Source organism: Streptomyces sp. NPDC087270 (assembly GCF_044744625.1).
In the GTDB taxonomy this organism is placed as follows: domain Bacteria; phylum Actinomycetota; class Actinomycetes; order Streptomycetales; family Streptomycetaceae; genus Actinacidiphila.
Map to the genome: position 1 here is coordinate 410,181 of NZ_JBIUYR010000002.1, position 15,735 is coordinate 425,915.

Annotated in this window: 15 protein-coding genes and 2 tRNA genes; 8 read left to right on the top strand and 9 right to left on the bottom strand. The window is 70.0% G+C overall.

Going from position 1 to position 15,735, the window contains the following annotated elements; genetic code table 11:
• Nucleotides 1-75 precede the first annotated feature (75 nt).
• The gene (locus ACIPAE_RS05235) at nt 76-942 is read left to right on the top strand and encodes a hypothetical protein (protein WP_402443002.1); all 867 of its coding nucleotides are present in this window, start codon (nt 76-78) and stop codon (nt 940-942) included.
• Nucleotides 943-1,041: 99 nt separating this feature from the next.
• On the opposite strand, the gene clpX is transcribed toward ACIPAE_RS05235, so the two are convergent.
• The 5 genes from clpX to ACIPAE_RS05260 form a co-directional block, all read right to left on the bottom strand.
• The gene (clpX, locus tag ACIPAE_RS05240; protein WP_328464172.1) at nt 1,042-2,325 is read right to left on the bottom strand and encodes an ATP-dependent Clp protease ATP-binding subunit ClpX; all 1,284 of its coding nucleotides are present in this window, start codon (nt 2,323-2,325) and stop codon (nt 1,042-1,044) included.
• Between the two features lie 161 nt (nt 2,326-2,486).
• Entirely contained in the window at nt 2,487-3,170 is a 684-nt protein-coding gene (locus ACIPAE_RS05245) for an ATP-dependent Clp protease proteolytic subunit (protein ID WP_402443004.1), read from the bottom strand.
• Between the two features lie 109 nt (nt 3,171-3,279).
• Complete coding sequence (locus tag ACIPAE_RS05250) at nt 3,280-3,894, bottom strand: ATP-dependent Clp protease proteolytic subunit (RefSeq protein WP_202238536.1); 615 nt, start codon at nt 3,892-3,894, stop codon at nt 3,280-3,282.
• 445 nt (nt 3,895-4,339) lie between these two features.
• Nucleotides 4,340-5,791: a trigger factor gene (gene tig, locus ACIPAE_RS05255; protein WP_402443006.1), complete on the bottom strand. Its 1,452-nt coding sequence runs from the start codon at nt 5,789-5,791 to the stop codon at nt 4,340-4,342.
• 186 nt (nt 5,792-5,977) lie between these two features.
• Nucleotides 5,978-6,054 (bottom strand) — tRNA-Pro (locus ACIPAE_RS05260).
• 111 nt (nt 6,055-6,165) lie between these two features.
• Here ACIPAE_RS05260 and ACIPAE_RS05265 point away from each other — a divergent pair.
• Nucleotides 6,166-6,239 (top strand) — tRNA-Gly (locus ACIPAE_RS05265).
• Nucleotides 6,240-6,448: 209 nt separating this feature from the next.
• Here the strand turns inward: ACIPAE_RS05265 and ACIPAE_RS05270 are convergent.
• Nucleotides 6,449-7,318 (bottom strand): nuclease-related domain-containing protein, encoded by an 870-nt coding sequence (locus ACIPAE_RS05270; RefSeq protein ID WP_402443008.1) that lies wholly within the window; start codon nt 7,316-7,318, stop codon nt 6,449-6,451.
• A gap of 514 nt (nt 7,319-7,832) precedes the next feature.
• Between ACIPAE_RS05270 and ACIPAE_RS05275 the strand changes: the two genes are divergently transcribed.
• From ACIPAE_RS05275 to ACIPAE_RS05285, 3 genes are all read left to right on the top strand, one after another.
• A complete protein-coding gene (locus ACIPAE_RS05275) occupies nt 7,833-8,042 on the top strand; it encodes a transposase (RefSeq protein WP_402443307.1) in 210 nt (69 codons plus the stop codon).
• 180 nt (nt 8,043-8,222) lie between these two features.
• The gene (locus tag ACIPAE_RS05280) at nt 8,223-8,792 is read left to right on the top strand and encodes a hypothetical protein (protein WP_402443010.1); all 570 of its coding nucleotides are present in this window, start codon (nt 8,223-8,225) and stop codon (nt 8,790-8,792) included.
• Nucleotides 8,793-9,038: 246 nt separating this feature from the next.
• Entirely contained in the window at nt 9,039-9,311 is a 273-nt protein-coding gene (locus ACIPAE_RS05285; protein WP_402443012.1) for a hypothetical protein, read from the top strand.
• 887 nt (nt 9,312-10,198) lie between these two features.
• On the opposite strand, the gene ACIPAE_RS05290 is transcribed toward ACIPAE_RS05285, so the two are convergent.
• Nucleotides 10,199-11,434 carry a GNAT family N-acetyltransferase gene (locus ACIPAE_RS05290; RefSeq protein WP_402443014.1) on the bottom strand — a complete coding sequence of 412 codons (1,236 nt, stop codon included), beginning with the start codon at nt 11,432-11,434 and terminating at the stop codon, nt 10,199-10,201.
• 167 nt (nt 11,435-11,601) lie between these two features.
• On the opposite strand from ACIPAE_RS05290, the gene ACIPAE_RS05295 reads away from it, so the two are divergent.
• Complete coding sequence (locus tag ACIPAE_RS05295) at nt 11,602-12,744, top strand: PP2C family protein-serine/threonine phosphatase (protein ID WP_328464178.1); 1,143 nt, start codon at nt 11,602-11,604, stop codon at nt 12,742-12,744.
• Between the two features lie 131 nt (nt 12,745-12,875).
• Nucleotides 12,876-13,070, top strand: coding sequence for a hypothetical protein (locus ACIPAE_RS05300; protein ID WP_328464179.1), 195 nt, complete (start codon nt 12,876-12,878; stop codon nt 13,068-13,070).
• Here ACIPAE_RS05300 and ACIPAE_RS05305 read toward each other — a convergent pair.
• Nucleotides 13,035-14,066 (bottom strand): asparaginase, encoded by a 1,032-nt coding sequence (locus ACIPAE_RS05305; protein ID WP_329369392.1) that lies wholly within the window; start codon nt 14,064-14,066, stop codon nt 13,035-13,037. The two genes, ACIPAE_RS05300 and ACIPAE_RS05305, sit on opposite strands and share 36 nt — an antisense overlap.
• Nucleotides 14,067-14,203: 137 nt before the next feature.
• On the opposite strand from ACIPAE_RS05305, the gene ACIPAE_RS05310 reads away from it, so the two are divergent.
• Nucleotides 14,204-14,656: an Lrp/AsnC family transcriptional regulator gene (locus tag ACIPAE_RS05310; RefSeq protein ID WP_328464183.1), complete on the top strand. Its 453-nt coding sequence runs from the start codon at nt 14,204-14,206 to the stop codon at nt 14,654-14,656.
• A gap of 185 nt (nt 14,657-14,841) precedes the next feature.
• Here the strand turns inward: ACIPAE_RS05310 and ACIPAE_RS05315 are convergent, their stop codons facing one another.
• Nucleotides 14,842-15,681 (bottom strand): Fpg/Nei family DNA glycosylase, encoded by an 840-nt coding sequence (locus ACIPAE_RS05315; RefSeq protein WP_402443017.1) that lies wholly within the window; start codon nt 15,679-15,681, stop codon nt 14,842-14,844.
• Between the last annotated feature and the right edge of the window lie 54 nt (nt 15,682-15,735).

Here is a 15,735-nt window from a genome sequence, read left to right on the forward strand (position 1 = left end):
CGGGCCGACCGCGGACCCCGGGCGCTCCCGTCCTGCGCAAGGATGGGCGCACTCGTTGACGGAGGGGACGAACCCATGAGCCATGACCAGCAGCCGCCGAACCCGTACGGCAACCAGCCCCAGGGCGGCGGCTACGGCCCACCGCAACCGCAACAGCAGCCGCCGCAGGGCGGTTACGGCCCGCCGCAGCCGTACGGGCAGGTGCCCCAGCAGGGTTACGGGCAGCCGCAACCGCCCAGGTCCGGCGGCAAGGGCAAGCGCAACGGGATCATCATCGGCGTCGTGGTCGCGGTGCTCGCGGTCGGCGCCGGCGTCTTCGTCGCGCACAAGGGCAACAGCGGCTCGTCCGGGCTCCACGACGACGGCAAGAAGTACACCCTCACCACCCCGGACACCGTCGCCGGGGACTACGTCAAGTCCCCCGTGGGCAGCACCGGCCCGCAGCTCGACGACACCGCGGTCGGCACCCTGAAGGCGCTCGGCGTCGACGACGCCAAGAGCGCCGGCACCCTCTATCTGAAGGGCAGCCAGTTCACCGGCGTCTTCCTGAGCTTCGACGGCGTCTACGGCACCGTCAAGGACCCGGGCAAGGCGCTGGACGGCATGTTCGCGCTGCTCGACAAGGGCGGCACGAACCCGACCAGCGACGGCTCGAAGGTCACGGTCTCCCCCTTGGGCACCCCGCAGACGGTGAAGCCGGCCGGCCTGAAGCCCGACGCGCTGATGAAGTGCCAGAAGATCAACGAGACCCAGGAGCAGGACAACCAGAAGATCCCCTTCAAGACCACCATCTGCGCCTGGGCCGACTACAGCACGGTGGCCTATGTGAGCACGATCGACGACGCGCACGTCTCGGACGGCACCGCCACCTGGCCGTCGGTCGCCGACACCGCCGCGCTGGCCGCCAAGGTCCGTGCCGACGCCGAGGTGCCCGCCTCGTAGGGACGAAGCCCCGCCCGCGACCACGACGAAGGGGGCACCCGGTCCTGCGACCGGGTGCCCCCTTCGTGCTTCGTGCTGTGCCTGCGGTGCCGCCGGGGGCTACGCGCTCTTCTGCTCGCCCTGGCCCGAGATGCGCGGGTCGCGCGGCACCAGGGTCGGGTTGACGTTGGAGTGCACGACGTCGGCGGTGATGACGACGCGGGCGACGTCCTGGCGGGACGGCACTTCGTACATCACCGACATCAGCACCTCCTCCATGATGGCGCGCAGGCCACGGGCGCCGGTCTGCCGCAGGATCGCCTGGTCGGCGATGGCCTCCAGCGCGCCGCGCTCGAACTCCAGCTCCACGCCGTCGAGTTCGAAGAGCTTCTGGTACTGCTTGACCAGCGCGTTGCGCGGCTCGACCAGGATCTGCAGCAGCGCCTCGCGGTCGAGGTTGTGCACGTTGGTGATCACGGGCAGCCGGCCGATGAACTCGGGGATCATGCCGAACTTCACCAGGTCCTCCGGCATGATCTCGGAGAACTGGTCGGCCATGTTCAGCTCGCGCTTGGAGCGGATGGTCGCGCCGAAGCCGATGCCCTTGGCGCCCGCCCGCGCCTCGATGATCTTCTCCAGACCGGCGAAGGCGCCGCCCACGATGAACAGCACGTTCGTGGTGTCGATCTGGATGAACTCCTGGTGCGGGTGCTTGCGGCCGCCCTGCGGCGGCACGGAGGCGGTGGTGCCCTCCAGGATCTTCAGCAGCGCCTGCTGGACGCCCTCGCCGGAGACATCGCGGGTGATCGACGGGTTCTCGCTCTTGCGGGCGACCTTGTCGATCTCGTCGATGTAGATGATGCCGGTCTCGGCCTTCTTGACGTCGTAGTCCGCCGCTTGGATCAGCTTCAGCAGGATGTTCTCGACGTCCTCACCGACGTAGCCCGCCTCGGTGAGCGCGGTGGCGTCGGCGATGGCGAACGGCACGTTCAGCATCCGGGCCAGCGTCTGGGCCAGCAGCGTCTTGCCGGAGCCGGTCGGGCCGAGCAGCAGGATGTTGGACTTCGCCAGCTCGATGGCGTCGTCGTGGCCAGGGCGGCCGCTCTCCCCTGCCTGGACCCGCTTGTAGTGGTTGTACACCGCGACCGAGAGGGCCTTCTTGGCGGGCGCCTGCCCGACCACGTAGCTCTCCAGGAACTCGTAGATCTCCCGCGGCTTGGGCAGGTCCTCCCAGCGCACCTCGGAGGACTCGGCGAGCTCCTCCTCGATGATCTCGTTGCAGAGGTCGATGCACTCGTCGCAGATGTACACACCGGGACCTGCGATGAGCTTCTTCACCTGCTTCTGGCTCTTTCCGCAGAACGAGCACTTCAGCAGGTCTCCGCCGTCACCGATGCGTGCCACGAGGTCTTTCCCCTTCGCCTGGGCTCCGCCGACCTTCAACGGAACCTGGTGCTTCTCTCATCGACGGTACCTTGCCGCGCCCCCCGTGTGGGCCCCCCTGGACGTACTCGCGATCCGAGTACGGGCGGGGGCACGCACGGAGGGCGCAGCTTACCCGTCCTTCAGACGCCCACGGACGTCTTGCGGGTGGACACGATCTGGTCGACCAGGCCGTAGGCCAGCGACTCCTCAGCGGTGAGGATCTTGTCGCGCTCGATGTCGTCACGGATCTGCTCGATCGGCGTGGTGGAGTGCTTCGCGAGCATCTCCTCCAGCTGCTGGCGCATCCGGATGATCTCGTTGGCCGCGATCTCCAGGTCGGAGACCTGGCCGCGGCCGGTCTCGCTGTACGGCTGGTGGATGAGCACCCGCGCGTTCGGCAGCGCCATCCGCTTGCCGGGGCTGCCGGCCGCGAGCAGCACGGCCGCCGCGGAGGCCGCCTGGCCCATGCAGACCGTCTGGATGTCGGGCTTCACGAACTGCATCGTGTCGTAGATCGCGGTCAGCGCCGTGAAGGAGCCACCGGGGCTGTTGATGTAGACCGAGATGTCCCGGTCGGGGTCCATCGACTCCAGGCACAGCAACTGCGCCATGACGTCGTTGGCGGAGGCGTCGTCGATCTGCACGCCGAGGAAGATCACGCGCTCCTCGAAGAGCTTCGCGTACGGGTCGTACTCGCGCACGCCCTGCGAGGTGCGCTCGACGAAGCGCGGGATCACATAGCGGGCCTCGGCGCCGAACACGCCGGGCCGCTCGGCCGCGGTGCGCTCGTAGAGGCCGCTGCCGGGGAAGTTCAAGGGGTTCACGTCCACCGTCTCCAGGTGATGAGGTGCGTCGATGTCGGGGGCCGGGCGGGCGCGGCCGGCGCGTCGGCAGTGCCGGGCCGGCGCGGCCACGCGGCCGGTGCGGGCAGCCTCAGGAGGCGGGCGCGGCGCCGGTGCCGCCACCGCCCGGGACGTGCGCGGCGGAGAGCATCACGCCGTCCACCAGGCCGTACTCCCGGGCCTCCTCGGCGGAGAACCAGCGGTCGCGGTCGGAGTCCTTGGTGATCTGCTCGAAGCTCTGGCCGGAGTGCTCGGCGATCAGCTCGGCCATCCGGCGCTTGGTGTGCAGCAGCTGCTCGGCCTGGATCTTGATGTCGGTGGCGGAGCCGCCGAGGCCCGCGGAGGGCTGGTGCATCAGGATGCGGGTGTTGGGCAGCGCGAAGCGCTTGCCGGGGGTGCCCGCGGTGAGCAGGAACTGGCCCATCGAGGCGGCCATGCCCATGGCGATGGTGACGACGTCGTTCTTGATGAACTGCATCGTGTCGTAGATCGCCATGCCGGCGGTCACGGAGCCGCCGGGGCTGTTGATGTAGAGGAAGATGTCCTTGTCGGGCTCGGCCGCAAGGAGCAGCAGCTGTGCGGTGATCTTGTTGGCGATGTCGTCGTCGACGGCCTGGCCGAGGAAGATGATGCGCTCGCCGAGCAGTCGGTTGTAGACCTGGTCGCCGAGACCGCCGGGGCTCGGCTCGCCGGCGGCGGTAGGCATCGTAGTCGTCACGTATCCACCTGCTCGTTGTCGGACGGTCGAAGCAACCGTCACGGTCTTCGTCCGGGCCGGAGGCGGCCGCTGACCCTCGCCGCACCCCTGCCCTCCTACTTGTGGACCCTAACGCGCAGGTGGGGCCCAGCAATCCCCTACGCGGGACTGTTCGCTGTGAGCGCATGCCGCGCGGTACGGGTTTGGAACGCCCGGGTCGCTCGGGCGGACCGGGCCCGGCGTTCGGGCCGCGGGGCCGAAAAAGGGACGCGGGGAACCGCGCGAGCAACCGTGCACCGTGGCGAGCCCGGCCCGTAGGCCCGGCCCCCGCGGCGAGGTCCCGCCACCGGCCGGTGGTGGTCGAGTGGTGGCGGGTCGGTCGCGCGGTTCCCCGCGTCCCTGAGAGGCGAACGCCTTCCGCGGCGGTCCCCCGTGCCCTTCAGGCAGCCTCAGGTCAGCTCTTGTCGGCCTCGGCGGAGTCCGCGGCCTCGGATGCCTCGGGGGCGTCCTCGCCGGCCTCAGCGGCCTCAGCGGCCTCGGGGGCGTCCCCGTCGGCGGCCTCAGCGGCGGCCTCGTCCTCGTCGTCCTCCTCGTCGGACAGGTCGACGACCTCGCCGTTGCTGTCGGTGACCTTGACGGCCTCGACGACGACGGCCAGCGCCTTGCCGCGGGCCACCTCGCCGACCAGGAGCTGCACCTGGTTGCCCTCGACGACGGCCTGCGCGAACTGCTCGGGGGACATGCCGGAGGACTGCGCGCGGCGCATGAGGTGCTCGGTCAGCTCCTCCTGGTTGACCGACAGCTTCTCGGTCTTGACCAGCTCGTCCAGGATGAACTGGGTCTTGATGCCCTTGACCGCCTGCTCCGAGACCTCCGCGTCGAACTCCTCGCGGGTCTTGCCCTCACGCTCCAGGTACGTGTCCCAGTTCAGGCCGAGCGCCGGGAACTGGTGGTGCTCCAGGTTGTGGGTGCGGGTCTCGATCTCGCTCTCCAGCAGCTTCTCCGGGATCGGGACCTCGGTCAGCTCGATGAGCGCGTCCAGCACCTTCTCCTGGGCCTGGGTGGCCTGGTCGTAGGACTTGATCCGCTCAAGGCGCTTGCGGGAGTCGGCCCGCAGCTCCTCCAGGGTGTCGAACTCGGACGCGAGCTGCGCGAACTCGTCGTCCAGCTCGGGCAGTTCGCGGGCCTGGACGTCGGTGACGTCGACCTTGACCTCGGCCTCCTGGCCGGCGCCGGTGCCGCCGCTCAGCGAGGAGGTGAAGGTGGCGCTGCCGCCCTTCTCCAGGCCGGTGACGGCCTCGTCGATGCCGTCGAGGAGCTGGCCGGAGCCGATGGTGTAGCTGACGCCGGTGGCGACGCCGTCGTCCAGCACGTTGCCGTCGACCGACGCCTGCAGGTCGACCACGACCACGTCGCCCTCGGCGGCGGCGCGCTCGACCGGCGTGGTGGTCGCGAAGCGGTCGCGCAGCTGCTCCAGCGAGGTGTCGACGTCCTCCTCGGGCACCTCGACGGCGTCCACGGTGACCTCGATGCCGGTGTAGTCCGGGATCTCGATGGTCGGCCGGATCTCGACCTCGGCGGTGAACTTCAGCTCGTCGCCGTCGTTGAACTCGGTGATGTCCACGTCGGGCTGGCCGAGCACGCTCTCGGAGAGTTCACCCTCGGTGACCGCCTCCGTGTAGAACTTCGGCAGCGCCTCATTGATGGCCTCTTCGAGGACCGCGCCACGGCCGAACCGCTGGTCGATGACGCGCGCAGGGATCTTGCCCTTGCGGAAGCCCGGCACCGTGACCTGCTGGTTGATCTTCTTGTACGCCGCGTCGAGGCTGGGCTTGAGCTCCTCGAAGGGCACCTCGACAGTGAGTCGAACCCGGGTCGGGTTCAGAGTCTCGACGGCGCTCTTCACGGTTGGGTCTCCTTGGGGGCTTTACGTTGATGGGGGCCACTCACTTGCGCGCGATCGGTGCCGCGCGTCGGGTCGCCGACCGCCCATCCTACCGGTAGTGCCAAACGCCGCGGACGGGGTCGATCCCGATCCGCGGCGCGCTCGCCGTCCTCCCACCGCGCCGTCGCGCGACGGCCACGTAACTGCTGGTCGGGGTGGCCGGATTCGAACCGACGGCCTTCCGCTCCCAAAGCGGACGCGCTACCAAGCTGCGCCACACCCCGCTGGTGCGACACGTAGAGTACATGCCTCCGTACGCCCGGGCAGCCCGTATTCACGCCCGCCGCGGAGCCGGTTCGACCGGCTACCATGCGGTGTGCCAGAATCTTGGCGTCGCGGGCGTAGCTCAATGGTAGAGCCCTAGTCTTCCAAACTAGCTACGCGGGTTCGATTCCCGTCGCCCGCTCCAGTTGCGTCGGCGCCGGCGCCCTGACCCACCGGGGTGCCTGGTGCTGTCGGCTGAGGGACCACCTCTTGGTGAGGGGGTTCCCGCGCCGCCAGGCGCGCGACCGGCGAGGCGGCGAAGTGCTCGCGGGCGTCTTCCGCGGACAGGTTCATGGATCGAACGCACCCACTCCTCCGCTGGTACTCCGTCCCCCGACGGTGGCGCCGCACCGGTCAAGCGCTCTCCCACAGACGCCGGTCCCGGGCGACCTGGAACACCTGCTGTGCCTGAGCGGCCGTGAGCACTCCCGACAGAGGAGCGAGCGACGACAGGTCACGGTCCTTGAAGGCCCGCACGTCGAGGAGGGTGGGGACCACGCGGAGTTCCGCCGGCGAGACGAAGGCCAGGATGCCCGTGACCGTGATGGGGAACCCGCACGCACTGGTCAGTACGCGGGCTGCGCGTGCGGCTTCCCGGCGTGCGGTGCGGAGATACGGGTGCGCCTTGCCGTGGTCCACCCGTACGGCGTGGTCGCCGACCCATATCCGCCGGCCGCGGTGGTTCTTGGCGTTGACGGTGAAGACTCCGCCCGGCCCTATCAGCAGGTGATCTATGTCCGCCTTGATGCGTGGGAGCGGCACGGAGTGCAGCACGTACCACCCACGGCGCGTCAGCCGGTTCAGCTCCGCGCCTATGACTTGTTCACCCGCGATGCCGAGGTTCCAGGAGTCAGTTTTGACCGGCCGCCGCATCAGCCATGCGAAGATGCGCGCGACGAAGCTCGGCCGCTCCGCGGCAAGCCCGCGTAGGGAGTCGCCGGGTTTGTGCAGAGCGAGGTCGAAGTCCGGGGGGATCGGGGGAGGCGTCTGTGCGATCGGCTGCGGAGCAAGGAGAGCGGGAGCGGACGGGGCGGGTTCGGGAGCCTGCGTTTCGTAGGCGGCCAGAGCTGCACGTGCGGCTTCGCCCAGCGCCTCAATGACGATGTGGACCTCACCGGTCCGGCGATCCTGCCAGGCGGCGGCTTCCCCCTTGAGCGTGTTGACGTACAGCCGATCCTGGCCGTACCGCTTCCACACCGAGACCCGTAACTCGTCCACGCCCATCCCCCACGCCGAACCATGTCGTTCGACCCATCGCAGCAGCGGAGCCGATCACCACACAAGACCGCCCAACCGGCCAACGGCCCAGGGTTGTTACAGGTCTCCCTACTTCATTCAAGGCTCCCGCCGCGCCCGCTCCTGTCTCGGCCGTGCTGGCGCAACCACCACCGCGCGCGCCCGCGATGGGTTGGCCGGCGGCATGAGGCGAGATCGAACAGCCAGGGTCAAGACGATGCCTCCGGCGGGGGCACTCCAGCTCCGGGATGGCCCCACCCCGATGTCGACCGCGGGTTCGTCGTGGGAGGAGTGCGGGCCGACGGCAGACCGGATGGGAAGAGTTGTGATCGCTGACTGTTTTCTCAGGGTTCCGCTGGGACTTCCGCTTCGTTCGATGCCGAGTCGCCGCTGCGAGCAGTGGGAATATCGCCCTCTGGGGAGTTATTTTCCCTTTGTGGGATTTCGCGATTCGTCGTCATCCCAAATATAGAGATGACCGTCATTGCGACCACGGGACAACTTGCGGCTCCACCTGACAGCTGGAATTCGGGAGTTCATAGCCGCGAACGCCGAGTGGCTCACTGTGTTCCAACTGCCGGCCTACGCACCTGGCCTCAACCCGACCGAAGGCATCTGGTCGCTGGTCAAGCGCGACCTCGGCAACCTGGCCGCCGCGGACCTCAGCGAGATCACCAGAACCGTGCAACACCGGCTCAAGAAGATCCAGTAGCGCCAGGACCTGGTTGGCGGCTGCCTCGTCGGCACCGGCTTGGCCCTGCACGATGGCGAGTAGACGACCAGCCAGTCGGCGTCCGGGAGTGGTACCGCTGCATCCGCGATCGAACAGGACCAGTATCTTCGCGCTGCCTGCCGTCCAGGCTGAAGTTCACTACTGACCGGAGGTTGATCGGTGGCAACGGACGTCTGGGGTGTGCTGGACGAGAAGAGGCGCCTTCGATGGCTGTTCTCGCCGTTCGAGCATGTCGGGCCTCTGGAGTTCGGCATGACGCATGAGCAGGCAGAGGCGGCAGTCGATGGCGTCCTGCAGACCGCTCTCCGAGAAGGTTCTTCCGGAAACGAGGTGCGGGCTGACTTTTGGCTGGCGCAGCGACCTGATGCACGGTTCTCCGGGCCGGCGGTAACCGTGTACTACGGCCGGTCGATCGGCCTGGCAGGCATTGCGGTCAACGCCCTCCGCGGCCCACAGGTGGCCCTGAACGGGATGTGCCTCGTGGGTCAGGTGCCATCACGTCTGGAGGATCAGTTCACCGACTACCTCGAGACGCACAACAAGGACCTGCAGTACTCGCAGTGCGCCGATCCGTGCTCGGCTCAGCTCGGCCTGGTGCTTCGGGCCCAGCGGGCTGGCGACATCGTGCTGAGCCGCCCAGTGCTGGTGGCAGAGGCATGGGCCCACCGTTGCTGGGACACCACGGAGGGCTGCATCCCCCGACAGGAGTGGAAGACCTTCGAGTGGTGAGGACTCGTCCGGAGTGCCTGCCGAAGGTCCCGCCTCTCGTGCCCACGACAGCCATCACTTCCTCCGACATCACCCTTTCAACTTCAGTAGCTCTGCCGCACGGCCGGACGTGACCCCAAACGCCCCTGATCTGCGGAAACCCTTGAACCTATGCTCTGGGGGTCAAGTGCGGCAGGGGCGCCTACGAGTGATCTCCATCGCCGAATAGTCTGTGCCCATGGGGACGCGGGGTGCGGGGGCTATATCGTGAGCGATCAGTTGCTGAGCACGGTGGTGAAGGCGATGGCGCAGATGATCAGTGCCATTGACCTGACTACCGATGACGAGGTCGACCCGGACCTGGCCACCACGTGGTTCGAAGATGTTGCGGCACAGTTCGATGGGCTTGAAACCGAGGACCGGAGCAAGTTGGCACAGCTCTTTCGGCAGGCGGCCGCCGAGGAGGCCCAGCCGCGTTTCCGGAATGCGATGATGTCGATTCCCGAGAGCTTTGGACTGGAAGAGGACGAGGACGCGTAGCCGTCGCACACTACCTCGCCGTCAAACCGGCGGGCTCGCCCAAACCACAGGATTGGGCTTGAACTCGCCCTGCTGCTCCGCGCACCCACGTGCTCACACTCGGAGGTATGGGTGGTGGGCGCACCGAACAGCGGCACGTGTGTGAGGACTGCGGCGACCCGGGGCGGCCGGTGCAGAAGCGCGGGGTGGTGATCGCGCTTGAGGCGATGTGGTGCGATCCGTGTTGGAACCGGCTCGCCAACGAGATGGCGCAGACCGACGGGCAACTGCTCTGCCAAGGCCCGACCCAGGCCCGGAGAGCTTCGATCCGATCGAGCCTGACGAGTGCCCCAGGTACGGCATGGCGGTGCGGACCGTGCTCACCAACTACGACCGCTGGGTACGTCTGGCGACCAGACCGACGCGGGCCAGGGAGGTACCGCGTCGGTACTGGTGGCGGATCGAGCCGATCCGGGCTAGCTACTCAACGTACGTCGTCGGCTCAGTCGCCGTACGGGTCAGAGGGATAGAGCCGCCCTGCCCAACGACCTCGTGATGCCGGCGCACACCGTTGTCTGCGCAGACCTCGAAGCGATCGATGAGGTACGGCGTGCCCGGCTCACCGACGTGGAACGGGAGTACTGGTTGCCGCCGTCCGTCGAGGAGTTCGAGGACGAGCAGCGGGTGTGCCCCACGTGCCCGCCACGTGCCCGTCTGACGGGCGAAGGAGGGGAAACCACGGGGAGCAGCGGGCCGGACGCCCCAAAGGCCCTGTACGGGCCCGTACGAGGTCACCACGGGTTCCCGCGCCGTGCTCCCCCGGAGCTTCGCCTGGGAGGTACCCCCGCGCGCCCCTGGGGATGTGCGGCTCCCACCGGGGCAGGCAAGGGGGAGCCGCGCTTGCGGGGTCAGAAGCCGTGGGGGAGCCAGGGGGCTGGGGTGGTGTGGAAGGCGTCGCAGGCTGTGGGGAGGGCGCCGGGGCGCAGTTCCCGGATCAGGCCGGCGCCGGACATGGCGCGGAGGGTGGGGCCGCCGAGGTAGGCGGCGCCGAGGTCCTTGACGTCGAGGGCGAGGTCGGCCGGGTCGGTGGTGCGCTCGCAGGTCGCGCCCTTGGGGTCGCCGGTCAACCGCCAGCGCCCGGCGTTCCAGGGGCAGAAGGCGTCGGTGACGTCGAGCACCAGGTCGACCGGGACGGAGTAGGCGCGGGCGGCCAGCGCGGCACCGACGTCGACCAGCCGCAGGTGGAGGCTGTCGAGCACGCCGAGGTCGCAGCGGCGCTGGTCGGAGACGAGGTGCAGCAGCGGGTCGTCGACCGGGCGGTTGTCGAAGTGCACCGCGCTGGTGAGGTCGATCGAGGCGAGGTAGCGCCACAACGCGGCATAGGTCGCCGGGTCGAGGGCCGCGATGTCCCGCAGGTTGACGGTGCTTTCGCGGTGACCGCCGACCGACCGGTGGGCGACGGCGTAGCGGGCGTAGCCGCGTACCTCGCCGTCGGTCTCGGCCAGGACGCACACCAGGGGGCCGGCGCCGTGGCGGGCCGCGGGCGCGTCGACGATCGGCAGGTTCTCCCAGTGCGGCTGCCGGGCGAGCATCCCGGCCCGCCCGGGCACCAGGTCGGCGTAGACCGCCTCGCAGGCGGCGAGCGCCGCGGGATCGGCGGGCCGCACCAGCCGCAGCCGGACCGCGTCGGTGCCCTCGGGGACGGCGAACGCGACCCGGGTGGTGTCGACGGTGCCGGTCAACTCCTGGGTGGCGGTGCCGTATCCGAAGCGGCCGTAGATGACCGGCTCTGAGGCGGTGAGGATCGCGACGGACTCGCCGCCGTCGTGCAGCGAGTCGAGCTGGCGGCGCATCATCGAGGTGAGGATGCCGCGCCGGGTGTGGGTGGGCTGGACGGTGACCATTGTCACGCCGGCGGCGTCGAGCAGCCCGCCGCCGGGGACGGTCATCCGGAACGAGTGCAGGCCCGCGGTGCCCACCGCCTCGTCGCCGTCCCAGGCCGTGGTCAGCCGGTCGAACTCGAAGACGCTGCGCCATCCGGCGCGCTCCTCGACGGCGTCGGGGTTCGCGTGGAAGGCGCGCACCACCCGGTCGAAGAGGTAGTCCCACTGGTCCGGGTCGGCGCCGCGCAGTTCGATGGTCATGCCCCCTCCCTACCAGGCGGGTGCGGACTGCGGCGAACACATTTCCGCGCCGCCGGACCCGTTGCTCGTCAGGACCGCGGTGGGCACCCTGTCCTTGCGGCCCCGCGCAACCTCACAGGCCATCCGCCCTGCACGGCGCGGCAATCGGTGGGTAGGGTCGCCGGGACATGGATAAAGCGACGGCAAAGGGTGAGCTCGGGCTCCGGTGGCGCAGAAGGCTGCACCGGGCCCGGTTGACCGTGCGCCGTTCCGCGGTCGACTACTTCAGGGGCGACGCCTCGGAGTGGGCCGGGCTGGCGGCGGTGGCGGTGGCGATCCCGGCCCTGGCGTACGCGTCGGTCAACGTGCCGGTGTGGTGCCCGCCGGAGGCGCTGGTGCTGCCGATCCTGGCCGGCGGGCTGCTGCTGCGCCCGGCGAGCCTACTGCTGCTCTACGCGGGCTCGGCGCTGGCGATGGTGGTGGAGTCGGCGGTGCTCGGCCCGTACCGGGAGGGCCCGGGCCGGGTGACGCCGGGCACGGTGCTGCTGGTCACCGCGGTGGCGCTGGTCGGCCTGGTGATAGCCCAGTTCAGAGCCCGGGTCGGGGTGCCCTGGCGGCGCGGCCACAGCATGCTCTTCGACCTGCGCGAGCGGATCAGGGTGCAGAGCCGGCTGCCGCGGCTGCCCGGCGGGTGGCACGCGGAGATGGCGCTGCGCCCGGCCGGCGGGCAGTCCTTCTCCGGTGACTTCGTGGTCGCCACCCGCAGTTCGGACGGCCGGGTGCTGGAGGCGGTGCTCACCGACGTGTCCGGCAAGGGCATGGACGCGGCGTCCCGCTCGCTGCTGCTGTCCGGGGCGTTCGGCGGGCTGCTGGGCTCGCTGCCGTCGCACGCGTTCCTCGGCGCTGCCAACGGCTACCTGCTGCGGCAGAACTGGGAGGAGGGCTTCGCCACTTCGGTGCACCTGGTGCTCGATCTGGAGAGCGGCGACTACGAGTTGCTGTCGGCGGGCCACCTGCCGGGGGTGCAACTGCACGCGGGGACCGGCCGTTGGGAGGAGATGGCGGCCGAAGGGCCCCTGCTGGGGGTGTACGACGGGGCCGAATTCCATGGCGTCAAGGGCACGTTGGGGTCGGGTGACGTGCTGATGCTGTTCACCGACGGCCTGGTGGAGACGCCGGACCGGGAGATCTCCGAGGGCATGGACCGGCTGATCGGCGAGGCGGACCGCCTGGTGGCAGGCGGATTCCGGGGCTCCGCTTGGCGGTTGATCGAGGCGGTCGCCAAAGACGTCAACGACGACAGGGCGTTGCTCGTGGTGTGCCGGGACTAGCCCACGGGAATGGGACTATGGGTCCAGACACGTCTCCTGTGTCCGTGGCTGATGGCACCATGGGAACGGGCGAGGCGGGGGCGGCGGCGCGGTCCCCGGACCGGCATTACCGAAAGAGGAAGTGATCCGTCATGGTTATCTCCCTGTCTGCCGCACTGCTGCTGGCGATCGTGCTGGTCGTGATGATCCGCTCGAAGTCCATAAAGCCCGGACCGGCCATCGTGGCCGCGCTGTTCGGGTTCTTCCTGGCCTCGACGAACATGGCGCCGGACATCAACCGCTTCCTCAACTCAGTGGCCGACACCATCAACCAGATAAAGCTCTGACGCCCGCAGCGCCTGCGGGGCGGCCCGCAGGATCGCGTCCAGGGTCTGCCCGGCGTCCTCGCCCTCGGGGGTGGCCAGCAGCGCGGCCAGCACCGCGATCCGGGCCTGGGCGGGGCGCAGCGAGCCGGCCAGCCGTGCACCGGCGGCGACCAGGTCGACCGCCCCGCCACCGGTGTACAGCGGCGCGACGGCCCCCGCGGCGACCCTGGTGCTGACCAGTACCAGCACGCCGTCGGCGACGGCTTCGCGCACCGCGGCGGCGACCTCGGGGTTCGCGTTGCCCGCGCCGGTGCCGGCCACCACCAGGCCGCGGGCGCCGGCCCCCAGCGCGGCGTTCAGCAGCACCGCGTCGGCGTCGCTGTGGTGGGTGAGGATGTCGACCCGGGGGCCGACCGCGTCCACCGCGGGCATCGGCAGCGGGACCGGCCGCGGGCGGCGGCGGCCCCAGCTCACCCGGCCGAACTCCAGCCGGCCGAGCGGCAGTCCGTCGGGATCGCCGAAGGCGTGCGCGTCCACGGTGTGCTTCTTGACGGTGCCCCGGGCGGCGTACACCTGCCCGCCGAAGACGATCACGGCGCCGATGTCGCGGCCGGAGGCGGCGGTCAGCAGGGCGTCGTAGAGGTTGCCCGCGGCGTCGCCGTCCTCGGCGTCCAGCGGCTTCTGGGCGCCGGTGAGCACGACCGGTCGGCGGTCGTGGTGGAACAGGTCGAGGAAGAAGGCGGACTCCTCCAGGGTGTCGGTGCCGTGGGTGACCACGACGCCGTCCACGCCGGGATCGGCGAGCGCCTCGTGCACGGCGTGCAGCAGCCGCAGTTGGTGGGCGGTGGTGAGCCGTGAGCTGTTCACGGTGAACAGGTCCACCACGCTCACGTCCACCCCTTCGGGCACGGCGCCCGCGGCGAGTACTTCCTGTCCGGCGGCCTCGGCCGCGTATCCGTCGCCCTGCCAGCGGCTGGCGATGGTTCCCCCGGTGCTGATGACCACGACGTGACGCACGATGCGCAGCCTCCCTGACTGGTGTCGCGCCTCCCCGGGCGCACGGCATTCCCCAGCACAATGATATGCGCGTAGACCTGCCATATGATTGCTAATACTGATCGGTAGTCCGCCATATCGTGGTAGGAATCCCTCTTATGGATGCCATCGACAGAAGTATCTTGCGCGAGCTCCAGGCCGACGGCCGGCTGACCAACCAGGAACTGGCCCAGCGGGTGGGCCTGACCCCCTCCCCCTGCCTGCGCCGGGTGCGGCAGTTGGAGGACGACGGAGTGATCCAGACCTACCGCGCGGTGGTCGAACCGGCCGCGGTCGGCCGGGGCTTCGAGGTCTTCGCGTCGGTCGAGGTGCACCGCGACCGCGACTCGGTCGCCGCGTTCGAGGCCGAGGTGCAGTCGACCCCCGACGTGGTGGAGGCGTACCGGCTCTACGGCGCGCCGGGCTGCCTGCTGCGCATCGCGGTGGCGGACTCCGACGCGTACGAGAGGTTCTGGACCGACAAGCTGATCGCGCTGCCGGGGGTCTCCGACGTGAACTCGCAGATGATCATGAAGCGGATCAAGTCGCCGCAGGGCGTCCCGGTGGACTGACCGCCGCCGGATGCCCCGTACGGGACCGGGTCCGGTGGTCTCCCGGGTTCGACGGTCCGCGAGGTGCGGTGGTCCGGCGGTGCGGTGGTCCGGCGGTGCGGCGGTGCGGCGGTGCGGCGGTCCTGCGGGCTCAACGGCCCCGGGGGCTCGGCGGTCCGCCCGGCTCGGCCGTCGGACGTGCGCGCTCAGCGGTCGGCGGCGAGCGCGGACTCGGGCGCCGGCGGCTGGCAGGTGGGGCACCAGAAGAGGTTGCGGTTCGCGAGCGGCCGGGTGCGCACCTCGGTCCCGCAGATCAGGCACGGCTGCCCGGTACGGCGGTAGACGTAGACCTCGCCGCCGTGGTCGTCGCGGCGCGGCGGGCGCCCCATGGCCTCCGGTTCGTGCTCGGGGCGCACCGTGTCGATCCGGTTGGTGCGCACGCCCTCGCGCATCAGCCCGACCAGGTCGGCCCACATCGCGTCCCACAGCGGGCGGGACAGCGCCCGGCCGGGCAGGAACGGGTCGACGCCGTGCCGGAAGAGCACCTCCGCGCGGTAGACGTTGCCGACGCCGGCGAGCACCTTCTGGTCCATCAGCAGCGCGGCGACGGAGATCCGGGAGCGGGAGATACGGGTGTAGGCGCGGCCGGGGTCGTCGCCCGCGCGCAGCGGGTCGGGGCCGAGCCGGTCGTGTATCGCCTGCTTCTCACCATCGGTGATCAGCTCGCAGGCGGCCGGGCCGCGCAGGTTCATCGCCTGGTCGCCGTGCCGGCCGCCGACCAGCCGCAGCCGTACGGTGTCGGTCACCGCGTCCCCGTCGAACGCGATCTTCCCGATCAGGCCGAGGTGGATGTGCACCCAGCCCCGCCCCTCGAAGCCGAGGAACAGGTGCTTGCCGTGCGCGTCCACGCCGTCCAGCACGGCGCCGTCCAGCAGCGCCGCGCTGTCGGCGAACTTGCCCTGCGGGCTGCCGACCCGGGTCGTCCAGCCGGCGAACCGCTCCAGGCACTCCTGTGCCAGCCGGTGGATCGTGTGGCCCTCGGGCATCGGTGGTGTCGGTCCTGCCGTGTGGAGTCGGTCCTGCTGTGCGGTGTCAGCCCT

Excerpts from the sequence above, each read along its gene's own strand:
- ACIPAE_RS05315 (WP_402443017.1), bottom strand. The coding sequence starts at position 15,681 with ATGCCCGAGGGCCACACGATCCACCGGCTGGCACAGGAGTGCCTGGAG.
- ACIPAE_RS05270 (WP_402443008.1), bottom strand. The coding sequence starts at position 7,318 with ATGGGCGTGGACGAGTTACGGGTCTCGGTGTGGAAGCGGTACGGCCAG.
- ACIPAE_RS05310 (WP_328464183.1), top strand. The coding sequence starts at position 14,204 with ATGGATGCCATCGACAGAAGTATCTTGCGCGAGCTCCAGGCCGACGGC.
- ACIPAE_RS05235 (WP_402443002.1), top strand. The coding sequence starts at position 76 with ATGAGCCATGACCAGCAGCCGCCGAACCCGTACGGCAACCAGCCCCAG.
- ACIPAE_RS05290 (WP_402443014.1), bottom strand. The coding sequence starts at position 11,434 with ATGACCATCGAACTGCGCGGCGCCGACCCGGACCAGTGGGACTACCTC.
- ACIPAE_RS05250 (WP_202238536.1), bottom strand. The coding sequence starts at position 3,894 with ATGCCTACCGCCGCCGGCGAGCCGAGCCCCGGCGGTCTCGGCGACCAG.
- ACIPAE_RS05295 (WP_328464178.1), top strand. The coding sequence starts at position 11,602 with ATGGATAAAGCGACGGCAAAGGGTGAGCTCGGGCTCCGGTGGCGCAGA.
- ACIPAE_RS05300 (WP_328464179.1), top strand. The coding sequence starts at position 12,876 with ATGGTTATCTCCCTGTCTGCCGCACTGCTGCTGGCGATCGTGCTGGTC.